The organism is Nocardioides baekrokdamisoli, from assembly GCF_003945325.1.
Lineage (GTDB): Bacteria > Actinomycetota > Actinomycetes > Propionibacteriales > Nocardioidaceae > Nocardioides > Nocardioides baekrokdamisoli.
The window spans coordinates 871907-889021 of sequence record NZ_AP019307.1 but is presented as its reverse complement, the minus strand read 5'-3'; the positions used below and the strand labels follow the sequence as shown (position 1 = coordinate 889021).

Annotated in this window: 15 protein-coding genes; 12 read left to right on the top strand and 3 right to left on the bottom strand. The window is 66.9% G+C overall.

Annotated elements, in window-relative coordinates:
* Positions 1 to 41 precede the first annotated feature (41 nt).
* From KCTC_RS14650 to KCTC_RS04180, 8 genes are all read left to right on the top strand, one after another.
* Positions 42 to 203, top strand: coding sequence for a hypothetical protein (locus tag KCTC_RS14650; protein WP_164512474.1), 162 nt, complete (start codon positions 42 to 44; stop codon positions 201 to 203).
* Positions 200 to 1864 (top strand): potassium-transporting ATPase subunit KdpA, encoded by a 1665-nt coding sequence (gene kdpA, locus KCTC_RS04210; protein WP_125567053.1) that lies wholly within the window; start codon positions 200 to 202, stop codon positions 1862 to 1864. Before KCTC_RS14650 ends, kdpA begins: the two co-directional genes overlap by 4 nt.
* A gap of 26 nt (positions 1865 to 1890) precedes the next feature.
* The gene (kdpB, locus tag KCTC_RS04205; protein WP_197715244.1) at positions 1891 to 3924 is read left to right on the top strand and encodes a potassium-transporting ATPase subunit KdpB; all 2034 of its coding nucleotides are present in this window, start codon (positions 1891 to 1893) and stop codon (positions 3922 to 3924) included.
* An 11-nt stretch (positions 3925 to 3935) separates the two neighbouring features.
* The gene (gene kdpC, locus KCTC_RS04200) at positions 3936 to 4553 is read left to right on the top strand and encodes a potassium-transporting ATPase subunit KdpC (protein ID WP_125567049.1); all 618 of its coding nucleotides are present in this window, start codon (positions 3936 to 3938) and stop codon (positions 4551 to 4553) included.
* Positions 4554 to 4569: 16 nt separating this feature from the next.
* A complete protein-coding gene (locus KCTC_RS04195) occupies positions 4570 to 7077 on the top strand; it encodes a sensor histidine kinase (RefSeq protein WP_125567047.1) in 2508 nt (835 codons plus the stop codon).
* A complete protein-coding gene (locus KCTC_RS04190) occupies positions 7074 to 7754 on the top strand; it encodes a response regulator transcription factor (protein WP_125567045.1) in 681 nt (226 codons plus the stop codon). Before KCTC_RS04195 ends, KCTC_RS04190 begins: the two co-directional genes overlap by 4 nt.
* Positions 7755 to 7907: 153 nt before the next feature.
* Positions 7908 to 9722, top strand: coding sequence for an APC family permease (locus tag KCTC_RS04185; protein WP_231998887.1), 1815 nt, complete (start codon positions 7908 to 7910; stop codon positions 9720 to 9722).
* Between the two features lie 141 nt (positions 9723 to 9863).
* Positions 9864 to 11741, top strand: a complete 1878-nt coding sequence (locus KCTC_RS04180) for an APC family permease (RefSeq protein ID WP_125567040.1) — start codon at positions 9864 to 9866, stop codon at positions 11739 to 11741.
* Positions 11742 to 11804: 63 nt separating this feature from the next.
* Here the strand turns inward: KCTC_RS04180 and KCTC_RS04175 are convergent, their stop codons facing one another.
* A complete protein-coding gene (locus tag KCTC_RS04175; RefSeq protein WP_231998835.1) occupies positions 11805 to 12173 on the bottom strand; it encodes a globin in 369 nt (122 codons plus the stop codon).
* A gap of 103 nt (positions 12174 to 12276) precedes the next feature.
* On the opposite strand from KCTC_RS04175, the gene KCTC_RS04170 reads away from it, so the two are divergent.
* The 3 genes from KCTC_RS04170 to KCTC_RS04160 all read left to right on the top strand — a co-directional run bounded on the left by KCTC_RS04170 (position 12277) and on the right by KCTC_RS04160 (position 13377).
* Positions 12277 to 12702, top strand: coding sequence for an OsmC family peroxiredoxin (locus KCTC_RS04170; RefSeq protein ID WP_125567036.1), 426 nt, complete (start codon positions 12277 to 12279; stop codon positions 12700 to 12702).
* 61 nt (positions 12703 to 12763) lie between these two features.
* A complete protein-coding gene (locus tag KCTC_RS04165; protein ID WP_125567033.1) occupies positions 12764 to 12994 on the top strand; it encodes a type II toxin-antitoxin system Phd/YefM family antitoxin in 231 nt (76 codons plus the stop codon).
* Positions 12991 to 13377: a type II toxin-antitoxin system VapC family toxin gene (locus KCTC_RS04160; protein ID WP_125567031.1), complete on the top strand. Its 387-nt coding sequence runs from the start codon at positions 12991 to 12993 to the stop codon at positions 13375 to 13377. Before KCTC_RS04165 ends, KCTC_RS04160 begins: the two co-directional genes overlap by 4 nt.
* An 84-nt stretch (positions 13378 to 13461) precedes the next feature.
* Here KCTC_RS04160 and KCTC_RS04155 read toward each other — a convergent pair whose 3' ends face one another.
* Complete coding sequence (locus KCTC_RS04155; RefSeq protein ID WP_125567029.1) at positions 13462 to 14055, bottom strand: mechanosensitive ion channel family protein; 594 nt, start codon at positions 14053 to 14055, stop codon at positions 13462 to 13464.
* A gap of 54 nt (positions 14056 to 14109) precedes the next feature.
* On the opposite strand from KCTC_RS04155, the gene KCTC_RS04150 reads away from it, so the two are divergent.
* The gene (locus tag KCTC_RS04150; RefSeq protein WP_125567026.1) at positions 14110 to 14400 is read left to right on the top strand and encodes a hypothetical protein; all 291 of its coding nucleotides are present in this window, start codon (positions 14110 to 14112) and stop codon (positions 14398 to 14400) included.
* Positions 14401 to 14467: 67 nt separating this feature from the next.
* Here the strand turns inward: KCTC_RS04150 and pepN are convergent, their stop codons facing one another.
* Positions 14468 to 17029 carry an aminopeptidase N gene (gene pepN / locus KCTC_RS04145; RefSeq protein WP_125567024.1) on the bottom strand — a complete coding sequence of 854 codons (2562 nt, stop codon included), beginning with the start codon at positions 17027 to 17029 and terminating at the stop codon, positions 14468 to 14470.
* Positions 17030 to 17115: the final 86 nt, after the last annotated feature.

Here is a 17115-nt window from a genome sequence, read left to right as displayed (position 1 = left end):
GAACGACTCGGGACCGGTAGCGGCGGTCCTAGACAGGAGACGTGTCCGATTTCATCTACGTCCTTGTGACGCTGGTGTCGTTCGGTGGTCTTGCGGCCCTGGTCGGAGTCATCGACCGTCGCCTCGCTGCTGCCGACGACCTTGAAGAACCCGCCGCAGCCCACACCGTGACCCGCGGAACCGCGCCGGAGGTGGAGGCATGAGTTCGGTCGCTGCTGCCGTCGGCCAGATCGCAGCGCTTGCCATCCTGCTGATCATCACGGTCCCCTTCGTGGGCAAGTATCTCGCCCACATCTACACCTCCGAGAAGCACTGGCGGGTCGAACGGTGGGCGTACAAGCTCATGCGCGTTGACGGCGATGCCGATCAGCACTGGCGTTCGTACGCGATGTCGGTCCTCGGCTTCTCGCTGATCGGTGTCCTGTTCCTGTACGCCTTCGCGCGCCTGCAGCACGCCTTTCCGCTGAGTCTCGGGTTCTCGGGCTTCCCGGCTGCCGGCGCCTTCAACACGGCCATCTCGTTCGTGACCAACACGAACTGGCAGTGGTACTCAGGTGAGTCGGCAGCAGGGCATCTGTTCCAGATGACCGGTCTGGCGGTGCAGAACTTCGTCTCGGCCGCCGTTGGTCTCGCAGTCGCTGCCGCCTTCGCGCGGGCCCTGGCCCGATCGCGCTCGGGTGGTCGGATCGGCAACTTCTGGTCCGACATGGTCCGGACCACGTTCCGGGTGCTGATCCCGATGTCGTTCGTCGGTGCGCTCGTCCTGATCTTCTTCGGGGCGATCCAGAACTTCCACGGCATGCACGACCTGACCACGTTGACCGGTGGCACGCAGCATCTGACGGGCGGTCCGGTGGCCAGCCAGGAGGCGATCAAGCAGATCGGCACCAATGGTGGCGGCTTCTACAACGCCAACAGTGCGCACCCGTTCGAGAACCCGACCCCGTTCACCAACCTGCTCCAGATCTACTGGGAACTGATCCTGCCGTTCAGCATCGCGTGGGCGTTCGGCCTCATCGTCAAGGACAAGCGCCAGGGCGGCGCGATCGTGGCGACCATGGCTGCCCTGTTCAGCATGGGCGTCGCACTGACCACGTGGGTGGAGATGGCTCACCCGGGTCTGGCGCCGATGCTCGCCGGCGGTGCACTGGAGGGCAAGGAGGTGCGGTTCGGTGAGGCCGGCAGCGCCCTCTTCAGCGCAGCGACCACGGCCACCTCGACCGGTGCGGTCAACTCCATGCACGACAGCTTCACCGCGGCCGGAGGCGGAGTGCAGTTGTTCAACATGATGCTCGGCGAGATCTCGCCCGGCGGAGTCGGCTCAGGCCTCTACGGCATGTTGATGCTCGCCGTGGTCACGGTGTTCCTGTGTGGCCTGATGGTGGGGCGTACGCCCGAGTATCTGGGCAAGAAGATCGGGCAGCGGGAGATCATCCTTCCCGCGCTCTACATCCTCGCCACGCCGCTGTTGATCCTGATCGGCGACGCGATCGCGATCACGGCCAAGGACGGTCTCGCAGGGATGCTCAACACCGGACCGCACGGCTTCTCCGAGATCCTGTACGCGGTCACCAGTGCTGGCAACAACAACGGTTCGGCATTCGCCGGGCTCACCTCCGGCACCACGTTCTGGGACACCCTGCTCGGCCTGATCATGTTGTTCGGCAGGTTCCTGCCGATGATCTTCGTCCTGGCTCTCGCCGGACGGTTCGCGAGTACGAAGATCCTGCCGCCGAGTGCCGGCACCCTGCCGACACACAAGCCACTGTTCATCGCGTTGCTCGCGTCCGTCGCGGTGGTCGTCGTCGGTCTCACCTACGTCCCGGCTCTCGTCCTCGGTCCGATCGCGGAGGCCCTCTCATGACCACACTCGACACGAATGCGCACAGCATGAACACGCACGAACACGCCCAGGTCTCCAGTCAGTCGGTCCTCAACGCGGCGCAGTTCGTCCAGGCCGTTCCGGGCGCCCTGCGCAAGCTCGACCCCCGGGCGCTGTGGCAGACGCCCGTCATGCTCGTCGTCGAGATCGGCGCCGTGGCGACCACCGTCATGTCGATCCTCGATGCGAGCGTCATGGGATGGCTGGTCACGTTCTGGCTCTGGCTCACCGTGCTCTTCGGGACGCTCGCTGAGTCCGTCGCCGAGGGTCGGGGCAAGGCACAGGCCGCGAGTCTGCGGGCTCTCCAGGAGGAGACGACGGCTCGTCGGCGTGCCTCCGACGGGACCGTGGAGGTCGTCTCCTCGGCGGCGCTGCGAGCCGGTGATGTCGTTCTCGTCACGGCGGGGGAGCGGATCCCCGGAGACGGTGACGTCATCGAGGGTGTCGCCTCGGTCGACGAATCAGCCGTGACCGGGGAGTCGGCGCCGGTGATCCGTGAATCGGGCGGTGACCGGAGCGCCGTGACCGGAGGCACGACGGTCCTGTCCGACGAGATCGCGGTCCGGATCACCTCCGAACCCGGCCACTCGTTCGTCGACAGGATGATCGCTCTCGTCGAGGGATCCGAGCGCCAGAAGACACCCAACGAGATCGCCCTGAACGTCCTGCTGGCCAGCCTCACCGCGATCTTCCTGGTGGTCTGCGGAACGCTCTACTACCAGGCGGACTACAGCCACGCGCACCAGTCCTGGATCGTGCTGACCGCGCTCATGGTCTGCCTGATCCCCACCACGATCGGGGCTCTGCTGAGCGCGATCGGCATCGCCGGCATGGATCGCCTCGTACGCCGCAACGTGCTCGCGATGTCGGGTCGTGCGGTCGAGGCTGCGGGCGACGTCGACGTCCTCCTCCTCGACAAGACCGGCACGATCACGTACGGAAACCGGCGAGCCACCGAGGTGGTGCCGGTGCCTGGCGTGACCCAGTCCGACGTCGAGACGTACGCCAAACTCTCGAGCCTCGCCGACGAGACCCCGGAGGGGCGCAGCATCGTCGAACTGATCTCGGCGGACGTCGCGGCTCCCGCGGGTACGGTCCTGGTCGAGTTCTCGGCCATGACCCGGATGAGTGGTCTCGATGCACCTGGCCTCCAGGTCCGCAAGGGTGCGGGATCGGCGGTCACCGCGTGGGTCGCCGAGAACGGCGGCACCGTCCCCGATGCGACCGACGACATCGTCCTGGGGATCAGTTCCGCCGGCGGTACGCCGCTGGTCGTGGCGGTCCAGGAGGCTGGGTCGGCGGCGCGCGTACTCGGTGTCATCCACCTCAAGGACGTGGTCAAGGAAGGCATCCGCGAGCGGTTCGACGAGCTGCGTGCGATGGGCATCCGGACGGTCATGATCACAGGTGACAACGCGGTCACGGCGAAGGCCATCGCCGCCGAGGCCGGGGTCGACGACTTCCTCGCGGAGGCGACGCCCGAGGACAAGTTGGCGCTCATTCGCGAGCAGCAACGGGGCGGTCGGATGGTCGCGATGTGTGGTGACGGTACGAACGACGCGCCGGCGTTGGCTCAGGCCGACGTGGGCGTCGCGATGAACACGGGTACGACCGCGGCCAAGGAGGCCGGGAACATGGTCGACCTTGATTCGGACCCCACGAAACTCATCGACATCGTGGAGATCGGCAAGCAGTTGCTGATCACGCGGGGCGCCCTGACCACCTTCTCGATCGCCAACGACATCGCGAAGTACTTCGCGATCCTGCCGGCGATGTTCGTGGCTTCCTTCCCGCAACTGAAGGTGCTCAACATCATGCATCTGGCGACGCCCCAGTCGGCGATCGTGTCCGCGGTGGTGTTCAACGCGCTCATCATCGTGGCGTTGATCCCGCTGGCGCTGAAGGGCGTGCGCTACCGCCCATCCTCAGCGGACGCTCTGCTCAAGCGCAACCTGCTCATCTACGGCGTCGGAGGCCTGATCGCACCATTCCTGGGCATCAAGCTGCTCGACCTCGGCATCCATCTCATCCCCGGTCTGTGAGGAGTACGGACATGAAGGATCTCGTTTCACTCTTTCGCTTCACCCTGGCCGGTCTGCGGGTCCTGATCGTCGTCACGGTCGTGTGCGGCGTGGCGTACCCGCTAGCCGTGACGGCCGCGGCCCAGGTCGCGATGCCTTGGCGTGCGAACGGCTCGCTGGTCACCGCGACAGGGGCACACACCACGAACCCCCACAACGCCGTCGGCTCCGCAGTCATCGGCCAGCCGACGACAGACCCCGGCCTGTTCTACCCGCGCCCCTCAGCAGCGGGCAGTGGCTACGACATGACTGCTACAGCAGGTACGAACCTCGGCCCCAACGACCCGCGCCTCGTCGCGGCCATCGCGAAGGCGAAGGCGACGATCGCCAAGCGCGAGGGCGTCTCGATCAGCCAGGTGCCGCCGGACGCCGCGACGTCCTCGGCCTCCGGCCTCGACCCCGACATCTCGCCGGCGTACGCCGCGATCCAGATCCCGCGGGTCGCGAAGGCCAACGGCCTGACGATCCCGCAGGTCACCGAATTGGTGGCGACGTACACCTCAGGCCGCACCTGGGGCGTGCTGGGCGAGCCGCACGTGAATGTCCTGCTGCTCAACATCGCGGTTCGCGACGCCGCAACGCATCGTTGACCGGCACAATCCACACATGACCGATTCGGGAGCAGCACCCAGGCGTGGGCGGTTGACCGTCTATCTGGGTGCTGCTCCCGGTGTCGGCAAGACGTACGCAATGCTCGACGAGGCGCATCGCCGCTGTTCACGTGGGACCGACGTCGTGGTCGGGTACGTCGAGACCCACGATCGTCCGAACACGGCGGGCAAGGTCGACGGCCTCGAGGTGCTGCCGCGGCGGACGATGTCCTATCGCGGCAGCACGTTCACCGAACTGGACGTCGATGCCGTACTGGCGCGTCGCCCGGCCGTGGTGTGCGTCGACGAACTGGCACACACCAACATTCCGGGCAGCAGGCACGAGAAGCGGTCGGCCGACATCCAGCAGATCCTCGACGCCGGGATCGACGTCATCACCACCGTCAACATCCAGCACCTGGAGTCACTCAACGACGAGGTCGAGCGGATCACGGGCGTACGCCAGCGCGAGACCGTGCCGGACGAGGTCGTACGCACCGCGGCCCAGATTCAACTCGTCGACATGCCGCCGGACGCCCTGCGTCGCCGGATGGCTCACGGCAACATCTACAAACCGGAGAAGATCGATGCCTCGCTGACCTCGTTCTTCCGGGTCGGCAATCTCACCGCACTGCGCGAACTCGCCCTGCTGTGGTTGGCCGACCGGGTCGACGACGCACTGGGGGACTACCGGCGCGCGCACCAGATCTCGCACCCGTGGCCCACCAAGGAGCGCATCGTGGTGGCGGTGACGGGAGGGCCCGAGAGCGAAGCCCTGCTGCGTCGAGGCGCGCGTCTTGCGCAGCGTGCTGCGGGTTCGGATCTTCTGGCGGTGCACGTGGTCACCGACGACGGGCTCGCGCGGAGCGGTGGGCGAACGCTCGCGAGCATGCAGGCGCTGACGTCTTCGCTGGGCGGCACCTTCCATTCCATCGTCGGCGACGACGTCTCGGCAGCAGTCGTCGACTTCGCCGTGGCGACCAACGCGACGATGGTCGTCGTCGGGGTGTCCACGCACGGCCGCTTGACCCGCATGTTCTCGGGCACGACCGGGGACCGGGTGGCTGCCTCCGCGGGCTCCATCGATGTCCACCTGGTGCCACACGAAGGCGTCGCGCCGGTGCTGCGGAAGCGGCGTGCGTCGGCCCTCAACTGGAGGCGCACCCTCGTCGGCTGGATGCTGGCGATCGCACTTCCGGTCGGGATGTCGTGGTGGCTGCAACACGGCGAGGCCGACCCGAGCACGCAACTGCCGGTGGCCGGCCAAATGCTGCTTGCCGGCACCGTGCTGGTCGCCCTGATCGGTGGGCTGTGGCCAGCGATCCTGGCTGCGGGTGTGAGCTTCCTGAGCCTGAACTGGTGGTTCAGCCCGCCGTTGCGCCGGTTCACGATCAGCGATCCGCGCGACATCACGGCGCTGACGATCTTCAGCCTTGTGGCGATCGGCGTGGCCACGGTGGTCGACCGGGCGGCGCGGAGAGCGGAGGACGCGGTACGCGCCCGAACGGAGGCGGCCACGATGACCGCGCTGTCGCGGTCCGTACTCACCGGTCAGGACACCGCCGACGCGGTCGTGCAACGCGTACGGGAGACGTTCGGCCAACAGGCCGCCGTCTTGTTGCGGCGCAAGGACTCCGGGTGGGAACGGGTGTCCGGTGCCGGTGTCGGCATGCCCGATCGCCCGCATCCGGGCGACACCCAGGTGGAGGTCGACGGCGACCACATCCTGGCGCTGCGCGGACCCCATCTGCGTGCCGGCGATCAACGCGTGCTGGAGGCTTTCGCGGTGCACGTGTCGTTGGTGCTGGAGTACCGCAGACTGCGGGAGCATGCGGATCGGGCCACAGCCCTGGAGCGCGCCGAAGCGATGACCACTGCCCTCCTGCGCGCCGTCTCCCACGACCTGCGTACGCCGTTGGCGACGATGCGTGCCTCCGTCGACGGACTCGCGGTCCCCGTTGTCTCCGAGGAGGACCGAGCGGTCCTGGTCGGAGCTGCGAAGGAGTCGACCCGCCAACTGGAGCAACTCATCGACAACCTTCTGGATCTCTCCCGGCTCGAGGCGGGCCTGCTGCGACCGACCCTGGTCCCGCTGAGCCTGGACGAGATCCTGCCGCGAGCCATCGCTGGTCACGGCACGGTCTCGCTCGACGTCGATGAGGACGTACCGCTCGTCCTGTGCGACCCGGGACTGCTGGAGCGGGTCATCGCCAACCTCGTCAGCAATGCGGTGAGGGTCTCCCATGGCGGGCGGGTGGCCCTGCAGGCCAATGTCGTCCCGGGGAGGGTTGAAGTCCTGGTGGTCGACCACGGCCCCGGCATCTCACCCGACCTCCGCGAGAAGATGTTCGAGCCCTTCCAGCGGCTGGACGACACCTCTCCGGGTGGGCTGGGTCTTGGCCTGGCGGTCGCGCGCGGCCTGAGCGAGGCCATGGCGGTGGGCCTGTCGGCTGAGGAGACACCGGGTGGAGGTCTGACGATGGTGGTCTCGGTGCCGCAGGCAGAAACGGGGGGAGCGCGATGAATCGAGTTCTGGTCATCGATGACGAACCGGCACTGGCGCGCGCGCTGGCGGTCAACCTGCGCGCTGCAGGCTGGGAGGTCGAGACCGCCCACGACGGAGCCAGCGGTCTCGAGGCAGCAGCGCGCTTCCACCCCGAGGTGGTCGTCCTCGATCTCGGCCTGCCCGACATGGACGGCACCGAGGTGCTGGCCGGCCTGCGTGGCTGGACGAAGGTCCCCGTCGTGGTGCTCTCGGCACGTCAGCATGGTGAGGACAAGATCGAGGCGCTCGATCTCGGTGCCGACGACTACGTCACCAAGCCGTTCGCGATGAACGAGCTGATGGCACGACTGCGGGCGGCCGTACGCCGCGGGCAGGACACGCAGGCCGAGAGCGTCGTCGTCCTGGAGATCGGCGACCTGGAGATCGACTTCGCACGCAAGCGCGTGGCGAAGGCTGGAGCGGACGTACGCCTGACGCCGACCGAGTGGGCGTTCCTGGAGTTGCTTGCCCGCAACGCCGGCAAGTTGGTGCCGCGCGAGCAGATCCTGCGGGAGGTCTGGGGCCCTGCGTACGCCCGGGAGACGAACTATCTGCGCGTGTACGCCGCTCAACTGCGTCGCAAACTCGAGGACGACCCGGCGCACCCGCGGCACCTGGTGACCTCCAGCGGGCTGGGGTACACCCTCGAGCCGTGACGCCGGCTGGCTTTTCTTAACGGTTTCTTGACGGGTCTCGATGCTGTGCCGTGAGGCGCGCTGCCTCAGGCTTGAATGGTGGTAGCTGTAGCGCCGGCGGTGGAAGCCCCCGAACAACATTCGGAACATCGTCCCCAGAAGTGGTACCGGGTGATGTGCCTGACCGGTGTCGACTACTTCTCCAGCCTCGGATACGCGCCCGGCATCGCTGTTGCCGCCGCCGGACTCGCCTCGCCGATCGCCACCGTCGTGTTGGTCCTGCTCACCCTGCTCGGCGCGCTGCCGGTCTACCGCCGTGTGGCTCAGGAGTCGCCGCACGGGCAGGGTTCGATCGCGATGCTCGAACGGCTGCTCGGCTTCTGGAAGGGGAAGCTCTTCGTCCTGATGCTGCTGGGCTTCGCGGCGACCGACTTCATCATCACGATGACCTTGTCAGCGGCGGACGGCGCCGCCCACCTCGCTGAAAATCCGCACGCACCGTCGTGGATCGCCCACAACCCCGAGGCGATCACGTTCGTCCTGCTGGCCCTGCTAGGTGCCGTGTTCCTGAGGGGCTTCCGGGAGGCCATCGGCATCGCGGTCGTCCTGGTGGCGGTGTATCTCGTCCTGAATGCGGTCGTCGTCGTCGACGGTTTCTGGGAGATCTTCCGCGGGCACCCCGTGCTCAACGGAGGCCAGTGGTGGCACGCGATGCTGCACGCCCACGGATCCTCGATCTGGCTGGTGATCGGGTTCTCGCTCGTGGCGTTCCCGAAACTCGCTCTCGGCATGTCGGGCTTCGAGACCGGTGTGGCTGTGATGCCGCAGGTCGTCGGTCACCCCGACGACGACCCGAACGTCCCCGCCGGGCGGATCCAGGGCACCAGGAAGATGCTGACCGCCGCGGCGATCATCATGAGCGCGTTCCTGATCCTGACGTCGGTCGTCTGCACACTGCTCATCCCGCTCGACACGGTGACGAACGGTGACGCGAACGGTCGAGCCCTCGCCTGGCTGGCGCACCACAACCTCGGCAGCGGCTTCGGGACGGCGTACGACCTCTCGACGATCCTGATCCTGTGGTTCGCCGGAGCCTCGGCGATGGCCGGGCTGTTGAACCTCATCCCGCGTTACCTGCCGCGGTACGGCATGTCGCCGAAGTGGGCCGGCGCGACCCGGCCGCTGGTGCTCGTGATCACCGCGGTCGCGTTCCTGATCACCTGGATCTTCCAGGCCAACGTCGACAAGCAGGGCGGTGCGTACGCCACGGGCGTCCTGGTCCTGATGTCCTCGGCAGCTGTGGCCGTCACGCTCGCCGCCCGCCGTGCGCGGCAGCGGAAGCTCACCGTGTTCTTCGCGGTGGTCTCGGTCGTCTTCGCGTACACGACCGTCAACAACTGCATCGAGCGGCCCGACGGCCTCAAGATCGGCGCGTGCTTCATCGGCGCGATCATCCTGGTCTCGCTGCTGTCGCGGATCGGCCGCTCCTTCGAGCTGCGGGCCGTGGACGTGCACATGGATCAGCGGGCGCTCCGGTTCGTACGCGACACCGCGCGCCGCCGGATCCGCCTGATCGCCAACGAGCCCGACGCGTTGGACGAGGACGAGTACATCGACAAGATGCGGCAGATGGTGGCCGACAACGACCTCCCGGACGAGGACATCATCTTCGTCGAGGTGCACGTCACGGACCCGTCGGACTTCCAGGGGTCGATCCACGTGCACGGTGTCACGGTCCACGGTCACTATCGGGTGCTGCGGCTCGATGCCCCGTCGATCTCCAACTCGCTCGCGGCCGTGATGCTCCACATCCGTGACGAGACGGATGCCATTCCGCACATCTACTTCGAATGGACCGAGGGCAACCCGGTCCAGAACCTGGTCAAGTTCTTCTTCCTCGGCCAGGGAGAGGTGGCACCGACCACCCGTGAGGTGCTGCGCCGCGCCGAACCAGACCGATCCCGCCGCCCACACGTTCACGTCGGCTGACCCCAGAACAGGAGTTCCACCGCCCGGACCACGACATCGCATCCGCCGACCGGCGGCACTGGCAGGCTGAGAAGTGCGACAAATCGCACATCTCAGCCCATCAGTTGTGCGCGTGGCTCGGTGATGCAGCACTCTTAGGGCGTGACAACCGAAGTCGCTGAATCCGTCGAGGCCAACGAGCACGAGGACCAGCACGCATGGTGGCGCGTGATGTGCCTGACCGGCCTCGACTACTTCTCGACGTTGGGGTACGCGCCCGGCATCGCCGCGCTGGCCGCCGGTGTGCTGTCCCCGATCGCGACGATCGTCCTGGTCCTGCTCACCCTGTTCGGAGCGTTGCCGGTCTATCACCGGGTCGCCGCCGAGTCGCCCCACGGCGAGGGTTCGGTGGCGATGCTCGAACGTCTGCTCACCGCGTGGAAGGGCAAGTTGCTCGTCCTGGCCCTGCTCGGCTTCGCGGCGACGTCCTGGGTCATCACGATGACGCTGTCTGCTGCCGACGCGGCAGCGCACGTCTCGAAGAACCCGCTGGTGCCGCATGTGATCGCCGACCATCCGGAGCTGGTGACCCTGGCGCTGCTGGCCGGTCTGGGTGCGGTGTTCTTCCGTGGCTTCAAGGAAGCGATCGGCATCGCCGTCGTCCTGGTCGGGGTCTACCTGGTCCTGAACGTCGTCGTCATCGGTGACGGACTGCGGCGCATCGTCATGCACCCCGAGATGGTGTCGAACTGGAACGATGCGCTCTTCAAGGCCCACGGCAACGTCTTCGCGATGATCGGGGTCGCGATCCTGCTCTTCCCGAAGCTGGCATTGGGCATGTCCGGGTTCGAGACCGGGGTCGCGGTGATGCCGCAGATCAGGGGTCTGTCCACCGATACCGAAGCGGTCCCGACCGGGCGGATCAGCGGAGCCCGGAAGCTGCTCACCACCGCCGCCATCATCATGAGCGTCCTGCTCATCACGAGTTCCTTTGTCGCCGCGATCCTGATCCCGCAGAGCGCGTTCCAGGAGGGTGGGCCGGCATACGGTCGCGCGCTCGCGTACCTTGCCCACAGCGACCTCGGCAACGGCTTCGGGTCGGTCTACGACGTCTCGACCATCCTCATCCTCTGGTTCGCCGGTGCGTCCGCGATGGCGGGCATGCTCAACCTCATTCCGCGCTACCTCCCGCGGTACGGCATGTCGCCGGAGTGGGCCGCTGCGACGCGTCCGCTCGTCGTCGTCATCACCGCGGTCGCCTTCTTCATCACGTGGCAGTTCGACGCCAACGTCGACAAGCAGGGTGGTGCGTACGCCACCGGCGTGCTGGTGTTGATGACGTCTGCGGCGGTCGCGGTGACGCTGTCCGCGTACAGGAAGCGCGAGAAGAAGCTCACCGTCATCTACGGCTTCATCGCCGCGGTCTTCATCTACACGACAGCCAACAACATGATCGAGCGCCCCGACGGCGTGAAGATCTCCTTCGCCTTCATCGGCGGGATCGTGCTGGTATCGCTGGTCTCGCGGATCATGCGTGGCTTCGAGCTGCGTACCGTCGAGGTCCGGATGGACGAGAAGGCGGAGCGGTTCGTACGCGACACCGCGCGCCGCCGGATCCGCCTCATCGCCAACGAGCCCGACGCTCTCGACGAGGACGAGTACCTCGACAAACTGCGGCAGATGATCGCCGACAATGACCTCCCGGACGAGGACATCATCTTCGTCGAGGTCTATGTCCAGGATCCGTCCGACTTCCAGGGCAAGCTCAAGGTCCGCGGCGTCACCGTCCACGGTCACTACCGGGTGCTGCGGGTCAAGGGCGTCTCGGTGGCCAACGCCCTGGCCGCCCTCACGCTGCACATCCGCGACGTGAGCGGCGTGATCCCGCACATCTACTTCGAGTGGACCGAGGGCAATCCCGTACGCAACCTGCTCAGGTTCTTCTTCCTCGGCGTGGGGGAGGTGGCTCCCACGACCCGCGAGGTCCTGCGTCGAGCCGAGCCAGACCGGGAGAAGCGCCCCCACGTCCACGTGGGCTGACGCCGAGACCCGGCATCTGTCAGGCCGAGACCCGGCATCTGTCAGGCCGAGACCCGGCATCTGTCAATCGGAGTTCAGCAGGAAGTTCGCTGCGTGCGTGACGTATGCCCAGAACTCGGCGCGCTGCTGATCGGTCAGATCGACCGCCACCAGCCCTTGTGCGAAGTGGCCCAGCCAACGGTCGCGGGCGTCCTCATTGACTGTGAACGGCGCATGCCGGATCCGCAGCCGCGGGTGCCCGCGCAGGTCGTTGTAGGTCGACGGGCCGCCCCAGTACTGGCAGAGGAACAGCGTCAGTCGCTCGGCGGCAGGCGCGAGATCGGCCTCCGGATACATCGGTCGGAGGACCGGGTCGGCCGCCACGCCCTCGTAGAACGTGTCGACGATCCGGCGGATGGTCGGCTCGCCACCGATCTCGTCATAGAACGTCACCCGACCATTCTCCCCGCTGACTCCTGACGCGTTCGCAGGGGAGTGCAAGGATGGAACTCCCGCTCCGGCACCAGCCGCCCCCGCGCATTCTCGAGGAGAAATCATGCCCGTCACCCGTACCGCCACCACCGTCTGGACCGGCACCCTGTTCGAGGGTTCTGGCGAGGTCACGCTCAACTCGTCGGGGCTCGGTACGTACGCGGTGAACTGGCCCGCGCGTTCGGCGGAGCCGAATGGCACCACCTCGCCCGAGGAACTCATCGCCGCCGCTCACAGCTCCTGCTTCTCGATGGCCTTCTCCAACGGCCTGGCCAACAACAACACCCCGGCGACGACGCTGACCACCTCGGCCGCGGTCGAGTTCACCCCGGGCACCGGCATCACCGGGATCGCGCTCACGGTCGAGGGTGTGGTTGCAGGTCTCAGCGAGGAGGAGTTCGTACGCCTCGCCTCCGCCGCCAAGGAGGGCTGCCCGGTCTCGCAGGCGTTGAAGGCCGTCCCGATCACCCTCACGGCCACGCTCGCCTGACCCTCTCGGAGCAAGCATTCAGTTACGCTCATGTTGGTCAGACCATGTTAGTCTGACCAACATGAGCGTGACTGTGAACGTCTACGAAGCCAAGGCTCGGCTCTCGGAACTCATAAGTCTGGTCGAGGCCGGCGAAGAGGTGATCGTCGCGCGCAACGGCACGCCGGTCGTACGCCTGGATCTGTTCTTCCCGCCGACGGAACGGGCCCTGGGGTTCGTCGCCCTCGGTGCCGAACCGGTCGACTTCTACGCACCCCTGACCGACGACGATCTGGCGGTCTGGGAAGCGTGACGTACCTGCTCGACACCCATGCGCTGGTCTGGGCGCTGACCGCACCGGAAAAGCTCAGCGCGCGTGCGCGCGAGGTGATCACGGACCTCGGCAACGAACTCGCCGTGTCGGCTGCGTCGGCGTGGGAGCTGTCCACCAAGGTGCGGCTCGGGAAGTGGCCGGAGGCCGATCTACTGCTCGACGGTTTCGCCGCGCACGTACGAAGGCTGCGGGCCGCACCGCTCGCGATCAGCATCGATGACAGCCTTGCCGCCGGCCGGCTGGCATGGGTGCACCGAGACCCGTTCGATCGGATGCTGGTGGCTCAGGCGGCGAGCCGAGGGATCACCATCATCACGATGGACCGAGCGATTGCCGACTACGCCGTCTCCACGCTGTGGTGACTGCATCTCGCTCAGTCAGGCAGACGTCGGGTCTCGACGTGACAAACGCCGGGTCTCGAGCTGACGGATGTCGGGTTTCGGCGGTCAGTCGGTGGGATCGTCGATGTCCGGAGCGACGTCGCCCTGGGTGAGGTTGCTGACCCGCAGGATCTCGCCGTTGCGGATGTAGACGATCTTGCCGCTGTCGTCGCGTACGCGCGTGACGCGCAACGAGACCGCCTCGACGACTCCGGAGGTGTTCAGCTGCGGAGTCTCGAGTTCGACCCGGTCACCGACGCTGTACTGGTCCTCCAGGATCATGAAGACACCGTTGAAGTAGTCCTTGACCAGCGTCTGGGCACCGAAACCGACCGCGATGCCGACCACGCCAGCGCCGGCGATCAGGGGCGCGACGTTGATCCCCATCTGGTCCAGCAGCATGATCCCGAAGATCGCCACGATCACCCAGGTGGCCAGCGATCGCGCGAGGCCGCCGATGGTCCGGGCGCGCTGCGCCAGACGTGCCGACCGGAGTGGTGCGGCGCTCTCGGAGGTGGACGTGACGAACCGGTTCACCAGCCGCAGCACGACCCAGCGCACGACGAACGCAAGGATCACCAGGCCGGCGATGGTGCCCGGGCGCTCCTGGATGATCGTCCAGATCCGGTGCCAGGCGTGATCGATCGACAGGGCAGTCATAGATCAGAGGGTACTGACGGGAATCTCACGCCGCTGACCGGCTACGCTGTGCCCGTGACCTCCTCGACGCGCACCGCTGTACGCCGGGTCGCGACGCTTTCAGTGGCGTCGCTGACGGCCTTTGCCCTGATGTCTGCTCCGGCGCTGGCCGACGTTCCGAGTGGCTGGTCGCACCCGCCGCACGTGTCGCCGCTGCACTTCCTCGCGGTCATCGTGCTCATCCCGCTCGGCCTCGCGCTGGTCATCGCCGGCGTCGTGCTGCTGCCGGGCATCCTCAAGGGCGAGGGTCTGCTGCCGAAGCCGTTCCCGAAGCCGGACCACGTCGAGAGCCCCGGCCACCACTGATCCAGACATGAAAGAAGGGCGGACCCGATCGGGTCCGCCCTTCTTCATTTGTGTGGACGTCGTGTGTTCAGGCCTGCTGAGCTCGCATGGCTCGCGCCAGTTCGTCGCGCCCTTCGCGCACGTACCGCACCGCCATCGCGCTGGCGGTGGTCGAGGCGAGCCACTTGTCGATCACATCGAGGTTCGCCTGCGTGGCCAGCTGGCGCGGGAAGATGTACTCCAGTGCCCGGGCCGCGCGGTGCGTACCCACCTTGTCCAGGATCGTCTCGGCAGCGTCCAGGTAGGCATGCACGTAGCCGTCCAGCGCAGGCTGACCCGCACGCGAGAACTCGTTCGCGATCGACTCGCCGGTGGCGTTCGGGGTGGCCGGATCCATCGTGGCCAGCCGCCATGCCTCGGCCTTGACCGTCGGGTCGGGCGACGCCGCACGAGCACCGGCAGCGTTCTCCTTGCCGGACTGCGTGGTGTCACGCTCAAGTTCGGCCGAGATCTCGGCCTCCCCGAACGCGCCTGCGGCGCACAGGCCGGTGATGAACCGCCAGCGCAGGTCCTGGTCCACCGTGAGGCCCGGGAGGGTCCACGAGCCGTCGAGCAACGCCTTCACGTCCGCGATCGTCCGCTCGCCCCGCATGCAGCCGTGGATGGAACCACGTGCGGTGTCCGTGGCGGCGGCGTACGTCTTGGCGAAGATGAGCTGGGCGTCGCTGCCGGGCTCGGCGGCCACGAGGAGCTCGCGTACGCCGGCCTCCCAACGGTCCTGGAGTTCGGGGAGCTTGTCGGGGGAGACGTAGCCGAACAGGGCCGATTCGGCCAGCACCGGGATCCGGCTGAGGCCCCAGGAGTCGGTCTCCTGGCCGATGTTGGCCAGCACCAGATCGATGTAGTCCGACGTCGGCAGCTCGCCGTCGCGGCACATGTCCCACGCGGCGGTCCAGATGAGCGCCCGGGCGAGCGAGTCGTCCAGCTTCGAGAGGTGCGCAACTGCGGTCGCGTACGAGCGCTCGTCCAGACGGACCTTCACGTACGCCAGGTCCTCGTCGTTGAGCAGGAGCAGGTCGGGCTGCTTCTTGCCGACGGCCTCGGCGACCTCGGTGAGGCCGCCCTCGACGTCGACCTCGATGGTCGTACGCCGGACCAGGGACCCCTCGACGAGGTCGAACAAGCCGACGCCCATCCGGTGCCGGCGCAGCGTCGGGTGCTCCGGTGCAGCGCTCTGGTGGATGGTGAGCGATGCGTACGTGCCGTCCGCGTTGAGCGTGAACTCCGGGCGGACGGTGTTGACGCCGGACGTCTGCAGCCACTCCTCGGCCCAGGTCGACAGGTCACGTCCCGACGCCTTCTCCAGGGCGCCGAGCAGGTCCTTGAACTCGGTGTTCCCGTAGGCGTGGTCGCGGAAGTACGCCCGCAGGCCGATGGTGAACGGCTCCATGCCGACCCAGGCGACCAACTGCTTGAGCGCGGACGCGCCCTTGGCGTACGTGATCATGTCGAAGTTGACCTCGATGTCGTGCAGGTCCTTGATCTCCGGTGCGATCGGGTGGGTGGTGATCAGCTGGTCCTGGCGGTAGCCCGACAGTTTGCGGGCGTTCGTGAACCCGGTCCAGGCGTCGGTGAACTCGGTGGCGTTCGCGGCGGCGTAGTAGCCGGCCCATTCGGCGAACGACTCATTGAGCCAGAGGTCGTTCCACCATTTCATCGTCACCAGATCGCCGAACCACTGGTGCGCCATCTCGTGCAGGATCATGTTGGTGCGGAAGTCGTAGAACGACCGCGGCTGGCGACTTGCCGGGATGTATTCGTCGCGGATCGTGACGGCGCCGGCGTTCTCCATCGCGCCGGCGTTGAACTCGGGCACGAAGAACTGGTCGTACTTGCCGAACGGGTACGGGTAGTCGAAGAGGTCCTCGAACAACTCGAAACCCTGCTTGGTGAGCGTGAAGAGGCTGTCGACATCCATGTGCTCGCGCGCCGAGGCGCGGCTGTAGAGCCCGAGCGGGATGGTGCCGTTCTTGCCGACGTAGGAGTCTTCGACCCCGACGTACTCACCGGCGACGATCGCGGTGATGTAGGTGGACATCCGCTTGGTGACCGCGAAGTCCCAGCGGGCGTTTCCGTCTCCCAGCGACGTCGGCACCGGCGTGGGGGAGTTGGAGAAGACGGCCCAGCCCTCGGGAGCGGTGACGTGGAAGGTGAAGGTGGCCTTCAGGTCAGGCTGCTCGAAGGAGGCGAAGACGCGGCGCGCGTCTGGCACTTCCATCTGGCTGTAGAGGTAGACCTTCTCGTCGACCGGGTCGACGAAGCGGTGGAGGCCCTCGCCGGTGTGCGAGTACGCCATGTCGGCGGTCACGACGAGTTCGTTGGTGTCCGCCAGGCCGTCGAGGGCGAGCCGCGAATCCGCGTACGCACTGGCGTCGAGCGGAAGGCCGTTGAGGGTGGCTGACACGTTGGTCGCGCCGACGAGATCGGCGAACGTGCTCGACCCCGGAGTCGTGGCGGTGAACGTGATCCGCGAGGTGGATACGAAGGTGTCCGGGCCCGTGGTGAGGTCCAGAGTGACGTCGTACGTGGTGATCTGGAGCAGCGCCGATCGGGCGGCTGCCTCCGCTTGAGTGAGGTTTGTTCCTGGCATGAGCCCATCCAACCAGATGGTGTTTCACGCTCAGAGGCCTAAATTACAATGATGAAATCGCGCCACGCCGCTAGAAATGCTTGACA

Coding starts and splice junctions, on each gene's coding strand:
- kdpA (WP_125567053.1), top strand. CDS start 200: ATGAGTTCGGTCGCTGCTGCCGTCGGCCAGATCGCAGCGCTTGCCATC.
- kdpB (WP_197715244.1), top strand. CDS start 1,891: ATGAACACGCACGAACACGCCCAGGTCTCCAGTCAGTCGGTCCTCAAC.
- kdpC (WP_125567049.1), top strand. CDS start 3,936: ATGAAGGATCTCGTTTCACTCTTTCGCTTCACCCTGGCCGGTCTGCGG.
- KCTC_RS04195 (WP_125567047.1), top strand. CDS start 4,570: ATGACCGATTCGGGAGCAGCACCCAGGCGTGGGCGGTTGACCGTCTAT.
- KCTC_RS04190 (WP_125567045.1), top strand. CDS start 7,074: ATGAATCGAGTTCTGGTCATCGATGACGAACCGGCACTGGCGCGCGCG.
- KCTC_RS04185 (WP_231998887.1), top strand. CDS start 7,908: ATGTGCCTGACCGGTGTCGACTACTTCTCCAGCCTCGGATACGCGCCC.
- KCTC_RS04170 (WP_125567036.1), top strand. CDS start 12,277: ATGCCCGTCACCCGTACCGCCACCACCGTCTGGACCGGCACCCTGTTC.
- KCTC_RS04165 (WP_125567033.1), top strand. CDS start 12,764: ATGAGCGTGACTGTGAACGTCTACGAAGCCAAGGCTCGGCTCTCGGAA.
- KCTC_RS04155 (WP_125567029.1), bottom strand. CDS start 14,055: ATGACTGCCCTGTCGATCGATCACGCCTGGCACCGGATCTGGACGATC.
- pepN (WP_125567024.1), bottom strand. CDS start 17,029: ATGCCAGGAACAAACCTCACTCAAGCGGAGGCAGCCGCCCGATCGGCG.